The organism is Demequina sp. NBRC 110055, from assembly GCF_002090135.1.
GTDB lineage: Bacteria > Actinomycetota > Actinomycetes > Actinomycetales > Demequinaceae > Demequina.
Map to the genome: position 1 here is coordinate 83,635 of NZ_BBRL01000009.1, position 14,492 is coordinate 98,126.

Below are 14,492 nucleotides of genomic sequence, written 5' to 3' on the forward strand. Positions count from 1 at the left end.
GGCGTGGCTCGGGGGTGTCGCGGGCGGCGGGCGCCGTCGCACACCGACCATGTTATCAACACCTTGTCGATAAAATGACCGTTCGCGCGAGGCCTACGCCTCCCCGTCGCGCGTTCCGGCCCCCTCGGACTCGCCCTCAGCCCCGTCCTCGTCGTCGCGCCGCGAGGATGCCGGGGCAGGCGCCGGCAGCGCGAGCGTCGCGGCAAGGCCCAGGAGGATCACACCGGCGGCGACGCCCGTGGTGATACGCGAGGCGGTGATCATCGCCTCGGCGGCCGCGTCGCCCTCCGCCTCGGTCGCCGGATCCGCCTGCAGGGCGGGGATCGCCACTCCGGCCGAACCCCTTACCTGCTCGACGACAGGTGCGCGCACGTCGGAGGGCAGACCGGCATCGGTCAGCTGGGCGTCGGTGGCGCGCCCGAGCGACACCATGAGAAGCGTGCCCAGGATCGCCACGCCGAGCGCGGATCCCACCTGCCGGAAGGTGCTCTGCAGACCCGAGGCCTGGCCCGACTGTGCGACCGGCACGTCGACGAGGATCACGTTGGTCAGCTGCGCCGTCGCCATGCCCACGCCCGCGCCGTAGAGGAACAGCCACGCGGCGATGGCGGCGCCCGGGAGGTCGGACGACAGGGTCACGGCCAGACCGCCGACCGCGATCGCCTCCGCCGCGAGGCCCATGCGCACCACGGCGCGCGCACCCAGCCTGGCCGTCAGCTGGGGGGTCGCGCCGGAGACGAGGAAGGTACCCACGGCGAGGAAGAGGATCAGCCACCCGGTACCCAGTGCGGTGTAGCCCATAGCGTTTTGCAGCAGCAGCGGCAGCGTGAACAGCAGGCCGAATTCACCCAGCGCCACCACGAGCGCCGCGATCGAGCCGTACCGGAATGAGCGCAGTCGCAACAAGGTCAGGTCCACGAGGACGGCGCGGCCGGCGCGGCGACCGGCAAGCTGGTCGCGGACGAACCATGCCATCACGAGCAGGCCTCCGGCGAGCGCGAGCGGCACGGGCGAGATCGCGCCCGAGTCCTGGAGCCACCAGCCATACTGACCGCCCTCGATCAGGGCGAAGACGATCGCACCCATACCGAGCGCCGACAGGGCCGCGCCGCGCAGGTCGAGCCCGCCACGGGCGTCGGCCTCGCGCGTCTCCGGCACCGCCCACAAGGCGAGCGCGATGACCACCAGGCCCACGGGCACGTTGAGCCAGAAGGCCCACCGCCAGGTCACGTCGGTGGCGAGCCACCCGCCCACGAGCGGGCCGACCGCCGCCATGCCTCCAATGGTCGAGCCCCAGACCGCAAAGGCAATCGCGCGCTCGCGCCCCACGAACACGGCGTTCACCGTGGACAGGGTCGCGGGCATGATGAGCGCCGCGCCAATGCCCTGCACCAGGCGCGCCGCGATCAGCGCCTCGCCCGTGTCGACGGAGCCCGCGACCACACTCGCGGCCACGAAGATGGCCATGCCGATGAGCAGCATGCGGCGCCTGCCCCACAGGTCGCCCGCACGCCCGGACGTGAGCAGGAGCGCGGCAAACATGAGCGAGTAGACCGCATTCATCCACTCCGCCTGGGTGGCGGTCAGGCCGATGTCCTGGATCACCACCGGCAGCGCGACATTCACGATGGTCGCGTCCATGATGATGAGGGAGACGCCCAACGCGACGGCGGCGAGCGCCCACCAGCGGTGCGGGGTCGTCACGGGCGTGGACTGCGGGGCAGCGTCAGGGGCCATGCCGTCATCTTATCCACATCATGTCGATAAATGTCGATGAGTGGGGGGGTCGACGCCCCGCGCCCTGTCACGGAGTGGGAGATGGCGCGCCAGGTGCGCCTAGGTCTCGCGCAGGAGCGCCTGCGTCTGTGCTTCGACGCCCGCACCGTGAATCCCCTGCCAGTTCCTCCCGCCCCTCGCGAATGTCGCGCGGACAGCATCGGGGACTCGCGTCTCCTCGAAGGGGACCGCGTGCCACCGGCAGTCGCGCACATGCACCAGGTCCACGGCAACCGCGGCCGGGGTCGGGTCGTAACGCCACGGCCCCGTGAGCTCCCCCACCCAGAAGAGCCCGTCTCCGTCGCGAGTCCACACCCTGGCACCGCCGGGCGCGTCCGCGAAGCGCTGCACGCGTCGCGCGAGCCGCTCGTCATAGCGGTGGCGCACTAGGACGACGGCGTCTTCAACGGTGCCGGGCGCCGGCTCCACGACCCCTCCCACGCCACACAAGGCCTCAGCGAGTGCCCACTCAACGGCGGCGGCGGGGTCGATGTCGTCGCGACGCGATCGCATCGGGGCTCGAAACACGGGCTGCATCACGCGACCTCCTCGAGCCGTCATGCGACGGCCGGAAAGTCGGGGTGACAGGATTTGAACCTGCGACCCTCTGCTCCCAAATCAGGCTGCGTGCCCCGACCGGTGAGCTAGGAACGGCCATTTACGTTGGACTTCGTAGAAAGTGCCCAGTCCTTGCATGCCCCACAGTAGGCGATTCGGGGCACGTTTGGGGCACGGCTGGGGCACGCGCCCTCTACTGCGGGTTGAGGTAGGACCGTTCTTCGGGCGGCACGTAGTCCGGGTGGCCGGGCGTTCTTTCCGCTCCTTGGAAGGCGACTACAAGATCGTTGTACTCGGCGATGTCGGCGGAATGCAAGACGGGCACCTGGCCGAAGAGCCAGTCGTAAACGTGCTTAACCTCTTCGCGGTATTCCTTCACGATCTGTGCGATAGGGATCTTCTCTGCACTGGACTCCAGGAATCGGCGTGCACTCGCGGGCAGATCCTTGTATTCGAGCATCTGATCGCGGCTGAGGTGGATCGACGCGTCCAACGTCTCGGGCGACACAACGACACCGCGAAAACTGATCTCAGTTCGCCAAGGCGGAATCTTGTCATGTAGAGCGTGGTTCCGGAGCCTCTGGAGCAATGGCCCACGCCCCGCGTTCGAGATAGCCCGAACCTTCGCCAAGTACTCTGCGTGGACTTCGGATCCCTCGTAGCGGGTCATCAGTTTTCGAGTGTGGTCAACCAATGTTGTGACGCTCGAAAGGTAGTTGAACAGGTACCTCACGAAGTGGAGCCTAAAGGCGTCCTTCGTGGGGTTCGGATTCTTGACGTTGTTGACCCACTCCAGGGCGATCTCAACACTTGTCTCGAAGGCGTGGATAAGGTCAAGAAGATCCTGTTGATTCGCTTCGAGGATCTGAGCCACTAGGTCAAGACTCTTCCACTCCCGTTCGACCTTCACCCAGGGATGGTTGATCACATTCTCGTAGCGCAGTCTCCAGTCGTCGTCCCCACTCATAGTGCCCACCTTAGGCAGTGGCACCGTTGAGCCACTTATGCGCGCGGGGCGCGAGCGCTAGCATCGGGGCACGAAGAGCCTGAGGGGGTGCGGCGTGACACAGGATCGCGACATGGCTAGTTGGAACCTAGACGGTCTGACTCTGCCCGGCCCACGGCCTGACACGCCCGCGAACAACCCAAAGCCGCGCCGGAAACGGCGGGGACTCATTGCTTTGGCTGTAGTGGTCATCTTCATCGCGACCTTGGTCGCCTGGGGCCTCACTGCCGAGAAGTCAGCATGCGATGAGACCCGCTCGGCCTACTCGCGGTGGAAGGTCACGGACTCGGAAGCCGACTATGCGACCTATCGCGCGTGGATGGCGAAGTGCGCTGCGGACGGATACGAAGACTAGAACCAGAGCGTCCAGAATCTAGTGAAAATCTAGTCGCTGAGGGGTGACGATCATGAGTTGGTGGCAGACGATGCCTGATGGCCTCTGGGCCTTGTTCGGCGTGGGGGTCACAGTGACCGCCACGGGAATGATCGAGCGCTCGCGTCGTAAATCGGAGCGAGAGCAACGCGCCATCGAAGAGAAGGCTCTAGCAGACTCACGCGCTCGGGATCTCGCGAAGCGTCGGGCAGAGCTCCTTCGTGAGGCAACTATTGACTACCTGAAGCGGTTTTCTGACCTTCACTCATTCAGCGCCAAGCTGCAAGCATCCGCCCATACGGATGAGGGCGAAACGCCTGAAACGGTGGCACTCGCCCTCGAACTCTACGACGCATACAAAGCTCTGTCTGAGTCAGGAGCCGGGTTGCGAATGGCAGCCACTCCAGAGATAAATAAGGCCGTGACCAAGCATCTCGACGACATCGGGACGCGCACTGAAGCAATTCTCGGCAGGTCTCGCTCAGACGTAACCCCGAAGATTGTGCGCGACGGCATGGACGAACTCTCATTGAAGTGCTCGGCTCAGATTCAAGCGTTTGAGGAAGGTGCTGAACTGCCCAAGGTAGGCACTCCCGAGCCGGTATCACCCTCCCATGATGGCGATGCCGTGACTGGCAGGGAGTGACGGCCATGGAATGGGGCTCAGTTGGTGAGTGGGTCGGCGGTGTGGGGTCAGCGCTCGCGGCGGGCTCAGCGGTGTGGCTTGCAGCTACCCGGTCATCTCGTGACCAACGCGACCAAGCGATGCGCGTGATAGTCGTGGTACGTCGCGAACGAAAGCCTCAGTTGCTCGAACGCGATCTGGAGGACTGGCAACGCGACTTCATCCGCGCGACCAAAGAAAGCTACCCGGCTTACGTCGCAAACGTGACGAACGGGTCCGACGCGTCATTGACTGACGTGGAGCTTCCAGCCGCCCCGGGGTGGATCGACACCGTTACGCCAGAAGACGAAGTTGTGATGTACCGCCCCACGTCTCACCGGTGGGACAGCATTGGACCGAATACTCAGAAGAGTGAAGTCATCCTTGACTACCCGCTCGACTACGTCGAGTTCTCGGACCGCCATGGGACTCGCTGGCGACGCGGCAAGGGCGATCTGCTTTTAAAGGTCACCTCAAGACGTGAGCTCTTCGAACAAGGCGCAATGCCAAAGTCCACCGCATGGCTCTACCGAAGCTGGTTGAAGCTCCGGGGCCAACCACTCGACTAGTTCCCGGCGATGGCGAGGCCAACAGTGACAACTAGAGATAGTCCGGCGACGATGACCGCTACCACGGTCCAGGTCCGGGACTTCGAGCCTTCCAACGCGTCAAGGCGGGTGTCTACATGCGCGTTGCGCTGTTGCCACTCCCCTCGCCCAACCAGGCTCTGTTGCGTGACGCGGACCTCATCGCGGAGGTCGTGGAGGTCCTTCTTGATGTCTTCCAGGCGTGCGACCACGACCCCCAGCGTTACGGATTCTTGCGGTTCCATCACGTCACTGCGTTCTCGCGGTCGCGACCCAGTGGACGAACTGGGCGGTCTTGGATGAGGCGCACTTGGCGCGGAGAGTGAAGCCCGTGGCGTCGTAGGAGCCGAGTGACCACAGGATCGGATCCGAGCCGCTATACGACGTGCTGTTGAAGAACGTGATGGACGGCGTGGCAGCGAAGGGGATCGCGAATGTGACGGTCAGGACGTCAGCCCATGCAGACGTGGACGCGGGGATGGTTGTGGTGGAGGCCGCGCCCGCTTGCATCATTGCGCCCGTGGCGTAGGTGTGGCGCTTCCACGATGAGCCGTCGTGGCGGTAGGTGATCCCGTTGTCTAGGCGGGTAGCCATCATCCCGGCGACGGGCGTGGGGATGGCGTCGAGTTCCGACTGATTGGCGACGCGGATAAGGGACTGACGCATCAGGTAGGTGTTCACGTCTGAGGCGGTCAGTACCTCAGCCCCGAAGTCTTTGTAAGGCATCTCTAGTTTCTCGCTTCCTGCAAAGTGATGGTGATGAACCAGTCATCGGGTCTGATGTCGTGATCAATCCCGACGATGGTCGAAGTCTGCGTAAGGCCCCGATGGGTGACGGAAACCTTTGTATGGATATCGAGTTGAGGGGCAATGTCCGGGCACTCCATCGCGTCGAATGTGACCTTGGAGACAGTGGGCTCGGGACGGCTGTAGCGGGCCAGCAGACGCTCAGCGAGCCATGCGGCCTGGTCCTCGATGCCTTCGCCTAGTGAGTCGTAAGGCGTTCCGGTCTCGATCGCCGTCTCTAGTTCCTCTGCGCGCTCGCCCCAGGTAGCGGCAGCGGCGTGGTCGATGAACGCACCAAGCGTGGTGTCGTCTGCTTCGTACTTGCCGACAGCGCGAACAGAGAGGTTGCGGGTGTAGAGGCTGACCGTCGTCCCGCCTGGAACACCGTTCGTGGGTCGGAAGTCGAAGGACCGCGAAAGGAGGTTGCCTGTGGGTCCGTTGGTGACCGTGTACCAACGTCCCGGCCAAGCCACGAACCCGTAGTTCCCACCCTCGGGATGCCACCAATACACCGACGTGGGGTGGCTCACGCGAAGGTCTACGGAGACCTCCCACTTACTCGCGGTCATCGGATAGACGTTTGTGTCCCAGATCTGCCACGTCGTCCACGTGCTGAGCGGCAGCGTTGCGGGTGCAGCGGTGGCAGGTACGGGGATGTCCGTACCGTTGTCCTTGCGGCCGTGATTGGCGAACCGAATGGTGTTGGTGGCCTCGGCGGTGTCGTAACTGACATCGGCCTCGGTGTAACAGACGTGGAGCGGGTCACCCTCGTCATGAACGTCACTGAAGTGCGCCACGGGGTCGCCTCCACCTTCGGAGATGCGCACGGTGCCCTCACGGTCTAGATACCAACCCACGTCCGCCGAGTTCGCGGCAATGTCCAGGTGAGAAGCAAGGTCCGAGTCGTGGACGACAGGTGCGGCCCACAGCGCACGAGGACGTACATCGATGAGCGTTGAGTCAATCTGATATCTGCGACCAGCCGGGGCTTGAACCGTGAGCGTCACGGTGTCCTTCATCGGCCGGAAGATCACAGACCGGTTTACCCAAAACGTGCCATTAGAGGCTTGCCACTCCGTGAGCGGGGCGTCAATGCTCGCCGTAGCGTCAAGCGGACTGCCGGTCTCTACGGCCATCCCAACCCGCAGGTAATAGACGCGGCCCGCCTCAACCGGAATCACGCGAGAGCAAGCGGCACCCGACACGTTGTCGTTTAGAATCTCTGGGTAGCCCGGGTCGATGTACCAACTACCGGTCCACTCCCCTATCTGCTCAGCGCCGTCAAGGTTCTCCACGTTGTCCCAGTCGTCCTCTTCGATTTGGTCCGGGGCGACGTACGGCACGGGGCACGACTTCAGCAGACGGTCAAAGCGAGCCTGCCAACGCTCGGGGCCATCAGCACCATTGCGGGGCGTGGAAGCAATGCGCGCCACACCGTCGAACGCGGTCATGCTGATGTAAGAACGGTCGTCCTGCTTGTCATAGTTGACGCGAAACTTGTCGATGGAGCCGGTGAACAGGGGCGAGCCGAGCTCGACGGCGGACACGTTTCTGATCTCAAGAGAGACGGGCTGATCCCCGTCGCCCTCGTAAGGGAAATCTCCTCGGTTGAAGTAGAGGTTGGGCCTGTTCCAGCCTCCGGCCACCAGGCCAGTAACCGTGGTCCAGGTGTTGGCGGGGATCCGCTGATAGTCCTCCAGCGCGTAACCGTTCGACGCCCATCGGACATCCGTGGCGCGGCTGACGCGAACCTCCAAGGTGATGCGCTTGGGAATGTCAGTGTCGGGCACGTCCCATATCGCGGTCGCGCTGTACGTGAACGGATTCGCGGGCGCGATGAACGTTGCAATGGATGTCGGCACCTCGACTTCAGCCAAGAGGCGCACGGGCACGCCGGGGCGAAGGTCAGGATCGTCTACCGGATTCACGCCGTCCACAAACGAGGCATTCAAGCTCCCGACATCGATCTTCGTTCCGAGGCCCTGGCGGGATCCGCCGCGCGTGACCGTCATGCCTGTGGAGTCACACTCGATGCCCTGCCACTCGGTGCCGTATCGAGAGGTCAGCACCATTGACTCTGAGCCGTCAAGGGTCGAGCGGTCGAGCACAAACACGTCATCTAATGGCTGGAGCGCTTCTAGGCGTACGTGACTCATGCGGCCCGCCGCCCGTTGGCGCGCTCATACGCGTCGATGGTGCGCTTGACTTCGCGTCCGATCTGGACGGGATCGCCTACGCCCGTATGCACGTGGATCTCGTAGAAAGTCCCGCCCCGGGGCTCGCGGTTGATGAGCGATTCCAGCTTGCTCAGCGGGAGGATCGCCTCAGACTCGCGGCCCTCACCGATCATCGCCAGAGTGGCGCTCGTCGCGATTCCACCGTTCGCCAGCATCGGGATACGGGGCAGGGACCAGCCACGGCCACCGATACCCGGCACCCACGAAGGGATCGAGAAGGAGACCCGACCCACGGTGCGGTTCCAGTAGCCCGCAATCGCGTTGAACGCGCTGCGGAACGGCGAAGTCAGGCGGTAGTACAGGGAGCCCAGACCGGCCACGAGGCGACCGGGAAGCGACTTGAAGTAGGAGACGATTCCGTCCCAGTTGCGGGTCAGAAGGGACACGGGGTTGTAGGACCACACGCGGATGACGAAGTTCTTGACGTTGGTCAGCCATCGCTTCACGGTGTTGTAGCCGTTACTGAACGCCTTCGTGATCCGGTTCCAGTTGTTGACGATGAGGCCCAGCGGGGAGAAGCCCCAAACCGTCTTGATGAATGACAACACGTTGCCCATCCACCGCTTCACCGTGTTCCACCCGGACTGAAAGGCCTTCCCGATGGCGTCCCAGCCGCGCTTGATGGCAGGCCATGCGGTGTTGGTCCACCAGTCGGTCACCGACTTGATCGCCTTCTTGATGCCTTCCCACGCCTTGGCGATGATCTTGCGACCGGTCTCCGTCTGAGTGAAGAAATAGACCAGTCCGGCGACCAATGCGGCGATAGCGAGGATCACCAGGCCAATGGGGTTTGCAGACAGCACGGCGTTGAACACCGCTTGCACAGCGGCGGCGGTCGTCGTCACGGCCTTCCAGATCGCCATCACCTTGACGTATGCCTGGATACCCAGGACAACGGTGCCAATAACGATGGCGATAGCGGCCAGCCAATCGCGGTTGGCGATGATCCACTTACCGAAATCGACCAGCGCGGGGATGAGCGTCCCGGTCAGCCACTCGGCCATCTGCTGAAGAACGGGAAGGATGTTCTGCTGGAACTTGCTGTAGAGCTCCTGGAGCACCGGCAGCAGGTCGGAGCGGAACCAGTCGGTCAGTTCGGAGACCTTCTGGGAGACCCACGCGATGCCGTCGTCAGCCAACTTCTCGAAAAGCGGCAAGCCGTACTCGGCAACCCACGCGGTGACCTTCTCGGCAAGGGGCAGGAACTTGGAGCCGATGCGCGCGGAGATGTCGGTGAACCGTGCGGCGATGATCCTTTGGGAGTTGGCGAAACCGTCGCTCGTGTTGGCGAAGTCACCCTGAGTCTTTGCTGTCTGCTCCATGAGGGAGCCGTAGCGGGCTTGGACCTTCTGAGCCTCGGTCATCTCACTGGTGCCGTCAGAGATGCCGTTGGCGAGGGCGTAGGCCTCGACGGCGGCGGCGCTGAGGTCGATGCCGTACTTCTTGAGGGGCTCGGTCTCACCGGCTAGACCGGACTGGAACGTTGAGGCAGCCTCAGCCACGTCGATGTTCATCACCGATGCGAAGTCAGCGGATCGCTTCGTAATGTCGTCAATGACGCTCACCACGTCGCCACCGGGTCCGGCGATCTTGCTGGCGAAACTCGAGAACTGCACGGCAAGACCGTTGAACTCAGAGTTGGCGAGACCGACTGAGGTAGCGGCCTGCTCCCCCAACTTCTTGATGCCAGCGGCGGACTTGCCGAACGTCACATTCACGGCGTTGGTGGACTCGGCCAGGTCAGAGGCAGCGTCTACCGCCTTCTTGACGCCTACAGCGGCCACGGCACCGACAGCGGCACCGGCGATGGTCATGGCCTTGCCTAGGCGCTTGGCACCGTCAGCTAGGCGCTTGAATCCGGTCTCCTTGGAGAGCCCGCGCATGGCCGAAGAGAACTTGCGGGTGTCCGCAAGAACTGAGACCTGGATGGTCTGATTGGCCATGCTCGGGGGTGTTCCTTACTGGTTGCGGTGGGCGTCGTTGAATGCCTTGACGAGGGCGTCGTGCTCGGCCTTGGTCAGCGCCCAGTAGTCGTGGGGGCGGAAGCCGGGGAAGGCGACGATGAACGCCGCCATGTCGGTTAGGCGCTCTCGGTCTCGAAAGGGGTGGACTCGTCGTCCTCGCCCTCTTCGTCCTCGGTGCCAATGCCGAGAAGCTCGGTGGCCTCGGTCATGGATAGGGCGAGGGCGTCACCGAACTTGAATGTCGGATCCCCGTTGCGGCGCTTCGCGATCATCGCCATTGCGGCCAGCATCTTTCCCTTGGGGGTCTCATCCTCGCCAAGCGTCGAAATGGACGCGCCGGAGAGGTCTTCAATCGTGGCAATCTCGCCCAGAGTCAGTGAATTGATGTCGATCATGAGGTGCTTCCCTACTGGAGGTCGTTCTTGCGAAGTAGTTCCCCAAGCCCGTCGTTAAGGGCGTTGAGGATCTGAGGTCTGGTCTTGTTGAGCGCGTCGGAAAGGAATGGCTGCGCGGTGATGTTGCGAGCTGGCCAGCCGTAGTGCTGGACGCCCGCGTAAGGCGCGCGAGCTCCACCGGCGCGGACGACTGCTTTCGTCTTGCCTCGACCTGCTCGAAGCGTGCTGGCGAGCGTCCCGGTCTCGGTGGGAGGTGTGGCGGCGTGGACGACGATGAGCCCGAGGCTGTGCATCAGATCGCGCATGTCCTCGGCATCCGCCCCGGCCTTGCTCATCGCGCGGAGCGTGCGCCCCAGGCCCTCGACCCGGAGACGCACGTCTCCCGACGCGATGGTGAAGTCGTCAGCCGCCACGGTGATTACTCGCCTCGGTCGATGACGGGGATACCGTCGATCTCCCAGGTCGTTTCGAACGTGTACCCATTGCCGTCACGTACGGCCTCGCCACCAATTTCAGGCTTGTCACCGATGGTGAGAGTTCCGGTGAAGTGGGGCTGAGACGCGCTAGGTGAGGCGTTTCCGTGAGGCGCGTAGGTGAACGCGACACCCTCAGTTCCCGACTGGTCCCAGATGTAGGACCAGAGCGAATCAGCGTCGGTGGACTGAATAGCGGTGATGTTCAGGAAGTAAGTGCGGTCGTTGCCCTCCTCCACATCACAGAAGGTCAGAACATCGGAGTCCGTCTCTTCATTGGTGATGGTGGCGGAGGTGATATCGCACTTGTAGTCAACTGCGGGAGAGCCAACAGACAGCGTGAGAGCGGCTCCCCTAATACGGGTTGATCCAGCCATGATTTAGGCCTTTCGTTAGAGAGAGATAGAGCCGGTCACGGTGAGGTTCACGGCGTAGTAATTGGCGGTGTTGAAGGTCAGAGCGAAGGGCTCGGAGACCTCGGTGACGGTGAGGGTCTGACAGGCGAGCTCAATGAGCTGGTCCAGGTCGTCAGTCACCTTTTCGTTGGTCCCAACCCGGGCGAGGACCGAGACCAAGTAGCGGGTGTGGTAACCGCAGAACGTGGCCCCGTCAGCGGTGAGATAGGGGCTACCGGGCTGCACGATGGCGCACGGTGCGACGGGTGCCTCGGGAACCCATGCCCACCCCTTGAGGCCCGCCGTGGTGAGGGCGTCAGCAATGGCTTCGCGTTCGGCTTTGAGCGTCATGCGAATCCACCCCCGACATACCGGTTGAGGATGGGGTAGGCAGCAACCATGGGGTCTCGGGCCACCCGGATGGGATTCGCGTTCTGGTCCGCGAATTGGGCGATGCCGTTCTTCGTGGACTTTCTGTGAAATAGCTCGGCCCCGACCTCCAGAACGGCACGGTCGAGCACCTCAAGAGGTACGTCCGTGCTACCGACGTACACCGACACAAGCGCGGTGGCCTGGTCGTTGCACTCAGCGATAAACGTCGAGTCGGAATCCCCGGCGTTTACGTAGTTCTGGAGGTCGGCGGCGGTCATGGCTTAGGCCTCGGGGGCAACGACCTTGACGAGACCGGCACGCTTCTGAACGAAGCTTGCGAGGTAGCCGTAGAGCGAGAAGTCCTTGCTCAGGTTGACCACGTTCTCGTCTTGCAGGCGGAACGGAACTCCACCGGCCTCAAGGGACTTGATGGCCGTGCGGTCGTATGCGAGCACCGTGTCAGCGGCAGCGCCGGGAAGGACGCGGAAGGGCAGACCGGCAACGGATCCCGAAGCGGTCTGGACGGTGATCGAGCCCACCTTGTCGGCGGGGTTACCGGACACCTGAAGGATGCGGTCAGTGGCGGGGATGCCGTACAGCGAAAGGAACGTGGCCTTGTCTACAAAGACCCCGTCAAGCGAGCGTCCCTCGTCCTCGTAGTGCTCGGCAAGGTCGAGGACCATGGCGACAATGCCGTCCTGGTCTGTCAGGTCAGCCTCTACCTCAGCAAGCGCGTCGCCACCGGTAGCGGCAAGAGCACCGTTGAGGATGGAGCGGGCGTACGCCTCGGAAGCCTGACCGTACTTCTCGGCAAGGGCCTCCCAAGAGGTATCAAGAATGCCGACGTTGGCGCGCTCGATGGTCTGACGGCTCAGGGACGTCCATCCACCAAGAGTCTTGATGGGGGCGGTCTGAGTAGTGATCGAAACCTTGCCGAACAGAAGGTCATCACCCTCAGCGGACTGAACGCCGACCTGAGTGGAGTCAGACTCCAGCTCGGCGTACTCGACGTTCATGCCGGTAGAGGGAAGGGTGCCGGTAGCGAAAGTCTCCAGCACGGGACGACGCTTCTTGATGATCTCGGTCAGGTCACCAACCCAGGCGTCCTTGAGGACGGCATCGCCCGAGACGGCACCGGTGTATGCGCGAGTAGCGATGTCCTCGCCAGCAGCAACGCGCTTCACGAGGTCACCGACGGAAGCGAACACGTCGCCTGCGGGCTCCTCGGAACGGGTGGGCAGAGAAGCAACCTTGCGGTCGAGCTCCTCGATAGAGCTGCGGATCTCGGTGAGGTCCGCGTTGAAGTTGGGGTCAGTCACTTGACTGTCCTCTCTCTCATGGGGGGTGGGGTTGTCCGCCTCGCGGACCTGCGAAACGGGGGCGTTCTTCCCATACGCACCGAAGGGCACGAGGGAAACTTCACGGACGCGCACGTGGGTGCGAGTGATGGTGAGGTGACGGGTCTCGGGGTCGGTCTCTTCGCGGTGCTCAATGGGCTTGAAGCCGACGCTGAATTCGCGGATGACCTTGTCCTTGAGCAGGGCGTAAGCCTCATCACCGCGCGGAGTCTTGGAGATGCGAGCGGTGATCTCCCAGCCCCTCTCCGTGTCCTCGGCGCGCGTAATCAGGCCGATGGGCTCGTCGTGTCGCCATAGGAGGAGGGCGTCTTCTGAGTCCTGGACAGCGCCGCGCTCGAATCGCTCGGTGAACATGCCGCCGATGTCGGCGGGTGAGTCCCACGGAACGGCGATACCGGAGACCTCGCGGGCCTCCTCGTCAATGGCGCGGATCTCGACAGAGCGGATCTCTAGGTCATTCATTGGTGGGCACCTCGGGGGTAGAGGGAAGTGGGGGTAGGCCCTCGATGTCGCGCACCTCGTTGACCGTCATGAACCCGGCAGTGAGTGCCGTCTGATGCGCGAGGTAGCGGGTGGACGTGTCAGGGCGAAGGAGGGCGTCGAGGTTGAATCGCGCGGTCTGCTGACCTGGCAGCACCTCAGAGATCGCCGTCTCAATGGCCCTCAAATAGGTCATGAGGGTCCAGCGGACGAACGCAAGGTCCGCCTGCTGAGTGTTCGAATAGGTGAGGCTCGTACCCTCGACGGCGGCGAGGATCATGTGCGCGGGAATCCCGAACAACCGGGCAATCTCGGTCGTGGTGAACTGCCTGACCTGAAGGAACTGTGCGTCCTCGGGGCTGAGCATCACGGGGCTGTAGGAGAATCCGCTTCCGAGGACGGCGATCTCGTGGGCATCGCGCTGGTGCCAGACGTCCTTGAACTCCTTGGCCTGATCTGCGGTGATTGGCAGGTCCGAGCTCAAGACGCCGGAGGGGATGTCGCCGGAGCGGAACCACTCGGAGCCGTAGTTGCGGAGGTCGAGGGCTCCCCCGAGCTCGGCACGTGCGGCCTGGATAGGCCCGAGCCCGTACAGGACGCCAGCGCGCGGCATGAGGCGGAGGTGGCGGAACTCTGACGGCTGGAGGCGCTTGCCCTCGTAGCCCAATGTGCCGTCCTCCTGAGGAGAGCACTTCCAGGGGTCGAGGACCTCGATGTTGCGAGGGCCACGGTCATCGCGAGTGACGCGCCAGTAGGCGTTTCCGTTGAGCGCGAGGGAGGTAACCGTCTCGGCTAGGAACTCGCTAAGCGGCATCGCCATGTCAGGACGGCGCACCACTAGAGGCGTTTCGATCTGCTCACGACCGCGCCAGACATCAAGAGTGAGCTGAGATGCGGCGGTGCTCAGGATCGCGACGGCGCGGTAGACCGGGACCAGGGAGAGGGCGCTGTCCGTGGTGACATCGGACGCGGCTGAGCGCCGGAGCGGCATCACGCCTTGTGGAGTCTCTTCTGCCCGGGCCTGCGAGAAACCGAGCCATGAAAATATGTTCATCACATATATGTCGT

The 14,492-nt window shown here is 63.4% G+C and carries 17 protein-coding genes; 3 read left to right on the plus strand and 14 right to left on the minus strand.

The genetic code is table 11. From position 1 onward, the window contains the following. Positions 1-93: 93 nt before the first annotated feature. From B7K24_RS10580 to B7K24_RS10590, 3 genes are all read right to left on the minus strand, one after another. On the minus strand, positions 94-1,737 hold the full coding sequence (locus B7K24_RS10580; protein ID WP_084130305.1) for an MFS transporter: 1,644 nt from the start codon (positions 1,735-1,737) through the stop codon (positions 94-96). A 99-nt stretch (positions 1,738-1,836) separates the two neighbouring features. Then, entirely contained in the window at positions 1,837-2,313 is a 477-nt protein-coding gene (locus B7K24_RS10585) for a GAF domain-containing protein (RefSeq protein WP_084130420.1), read from the minus strand. Positions 2,314-2,527: 214 nt separating this feature from the next. Further along, positions 2,528-3,301, minus strand: a complete 774-nt coding sequence (locus tag B7K24_RS10590) for a hypothetical protein (protein WP_084130306.1) — start codon at positions 3,299-3,301, stop codon at positions 2,528-2,530. 214 nt (positions 3,302-3,515) lie between these two features. Here B7K24_RS10590 and B7K24_RS13320 point away from each other — a divergent pair, with 214 nt between their 5' ends. Genes B7K24_RS13320 through B7K24_RS10595 form a run of 3 tightly spaced genes read left to right on the plus strand, consistent with a single transcriptional unit; the run spans position 3,516 to position 4,946 of the window. Then, a complete protein-coding gene (locus B7K24_RS13320; RefSeq protein WP_144268252.1) occupies positions 3,516-3,695 on the plus strand; it encodes a hypothetical protein in 180 nt (59 codons plus the stop codon). A gap of 52 nt (positions 3,696-3,747) precedes the next feature. Next, positions 3,748-4,359: a hypothetical protein gene (locus B7K24_RS13325; protein WP_144268253.1), complete on the plus strand. Its 612-nt coding sequence runs from the start codon at positions 3,748-3,750 to the stop codon at positions 4,357-4,359. 5 nt (positions 4,360-4,364) lie between these two features. Further along, positions 4,365-4,946: a hypothetical protein gene (locus tag B7K24_RS10595; protein ID WP_144268254.1), complete on the plus strand. Its 582-nt coding sequence runs from the start codon at positions 4,365-4,367 to the stop codon at positions 4,944-4,946. Here B7K24_RS10595 and B7K24_RS10600 read toward each other — a convergent pair. The 11 genes from B7K24_RS10600 to B7K24_RS10650 all read right to left on the minus strand — a co-directional run bounded on the left by B7K24_RS10600 (position 4,943) and on the right by B7K24_RS10650 (position 14,415). After that, positions 4,943-5,176, minus strand: coding sequence for a hypothetical protein (locus B7K24_RS10600; RefSeq protein WP_144268255.1), 234 nt, complete (start codon positions 5,174-5,176; stop codon positions 4,943-4,945). The genes B7K24_RS10595 and B7K24_RS10600 overlap by 4 nt on opposite strands. 37 nt (positions 5,177-5,213) lie before the next feature. Continuing rightward, positions 5,214-5,690 carry a hypothetical protein gene (locus B7K24_RS10605; protein ID WP_084130309.1) on the minus strand — a complete coding sequence of 159 codons (477 nt, stop codon included), beginning with the start codon at positions 5,688-5,690 and terminating at the stop codon, positions 5,214-5,216. A gap of 2 nt (positions 5,691-5,692) precedes the next feature. Then, positions 5,693-7,864, minus strand: coding sequence for a hypothetical protein (locus B7K24_RS10610; RefSeq protein ID WP_144268256.1), 2,172 nt, complete (start codon positions 7,862-7,864; stop codon positions 5,693-5,695). Between the two features lie 38 nt (positions 7,865-7,902). Beyond that, the gene (locus tag B7K24_RS10615) at positions 7,903-9,930 is read right to left on the minus strand and encodes a hypothetical protein (RefSeq protein ID WP_084130311.1); all 2,028 of its coding nucleotides are present in this window, start codon (positions 9,928-9,930) and stop codon (positions 7,903-7,905) included. Positions 9,931-10,067: 137 nt separating this feature from the next. Continuing rightward, entirely contained in the window at positions 10,068-10,346 is a 279-nt protein-coding gene (locus B7K24_RS10620) for a hypothetical protein (protein WP_084130312.1), read from the minus strand. A gap of 11 nt (positions 10,347-10,357) precedes the next feature. Next, positions 10,358-10,759, minus strand: coding sequence for a hypothetical protein (locus B7K24_RS10625; RefSeq protein WP_084130313.1), 402 nt, complete (start codon positions 10,757-10,759; stop codon positions 10,358-10,360). 5 nt (positions 10,760-10,764) lie between these two features. Next, a complete protein-coding gene (locus B7K24_RS10630; protein ID WP_144268257.1) occupies positions 10,765-11,196 on the minus strand; it encodes a hypothetical protein in 432 nt (143 codons plus the stop codon). Positions 11,197-11,211: 15 nt separating this feature from the next. Beyond that, entirely contained in the window at positions 11,212-11,565 is a 354-nt protein-coding gene (locus B7K24_RS10635; RefSeq protein ID WP_084130315.1) for a hypothetical protein, read from the minus strand. Further along, positions 11,562-11,864 (minus strand): hypothetical protein, encoded by a 303-nt coding sequence (locus B7K24_RS10640; protein WP_084130316.1) that lies wholly within the window; start codon positions 11,862-11,864, stop codon positions 11,562-11,564. Before B7K24_RS10640 ends, B7K24_RS10635 begins: the two co-directional genes overlap by 4 nt. A 3-nt stretch (positions 11,865-11,867) precedes the next feature. Beyond that, positions 11,868-13,406: an HK97 family phage prohead protease gene (locus tag B7K24_RS10645; protein WP_084130317.1), complete on the minus strand. Its 1,539-nt coding sequence runs from the start codon at positions 13,404-13,406 to the stop codon at positions 11,868-11,870. Further along, the gene (locus B7K24_RS10650) at positions 13,399-14,415 is read right to left on the minus strand and encodes a phage portal protein (protein ID WP_159449225.1); all 1,017 of its coding nucleotides are present in this window, start codon (positions 14,413-14,415) and stop codon (positions 13,399-13,401) included. The genes B7K24_RS10645 and B7K24_RS10650 overlap by 8 nt, the downstream gene beginning before the upstream one ends. Between the last annotated feature and the right edge of the window lie 77 nt (positions 14,416-14,492).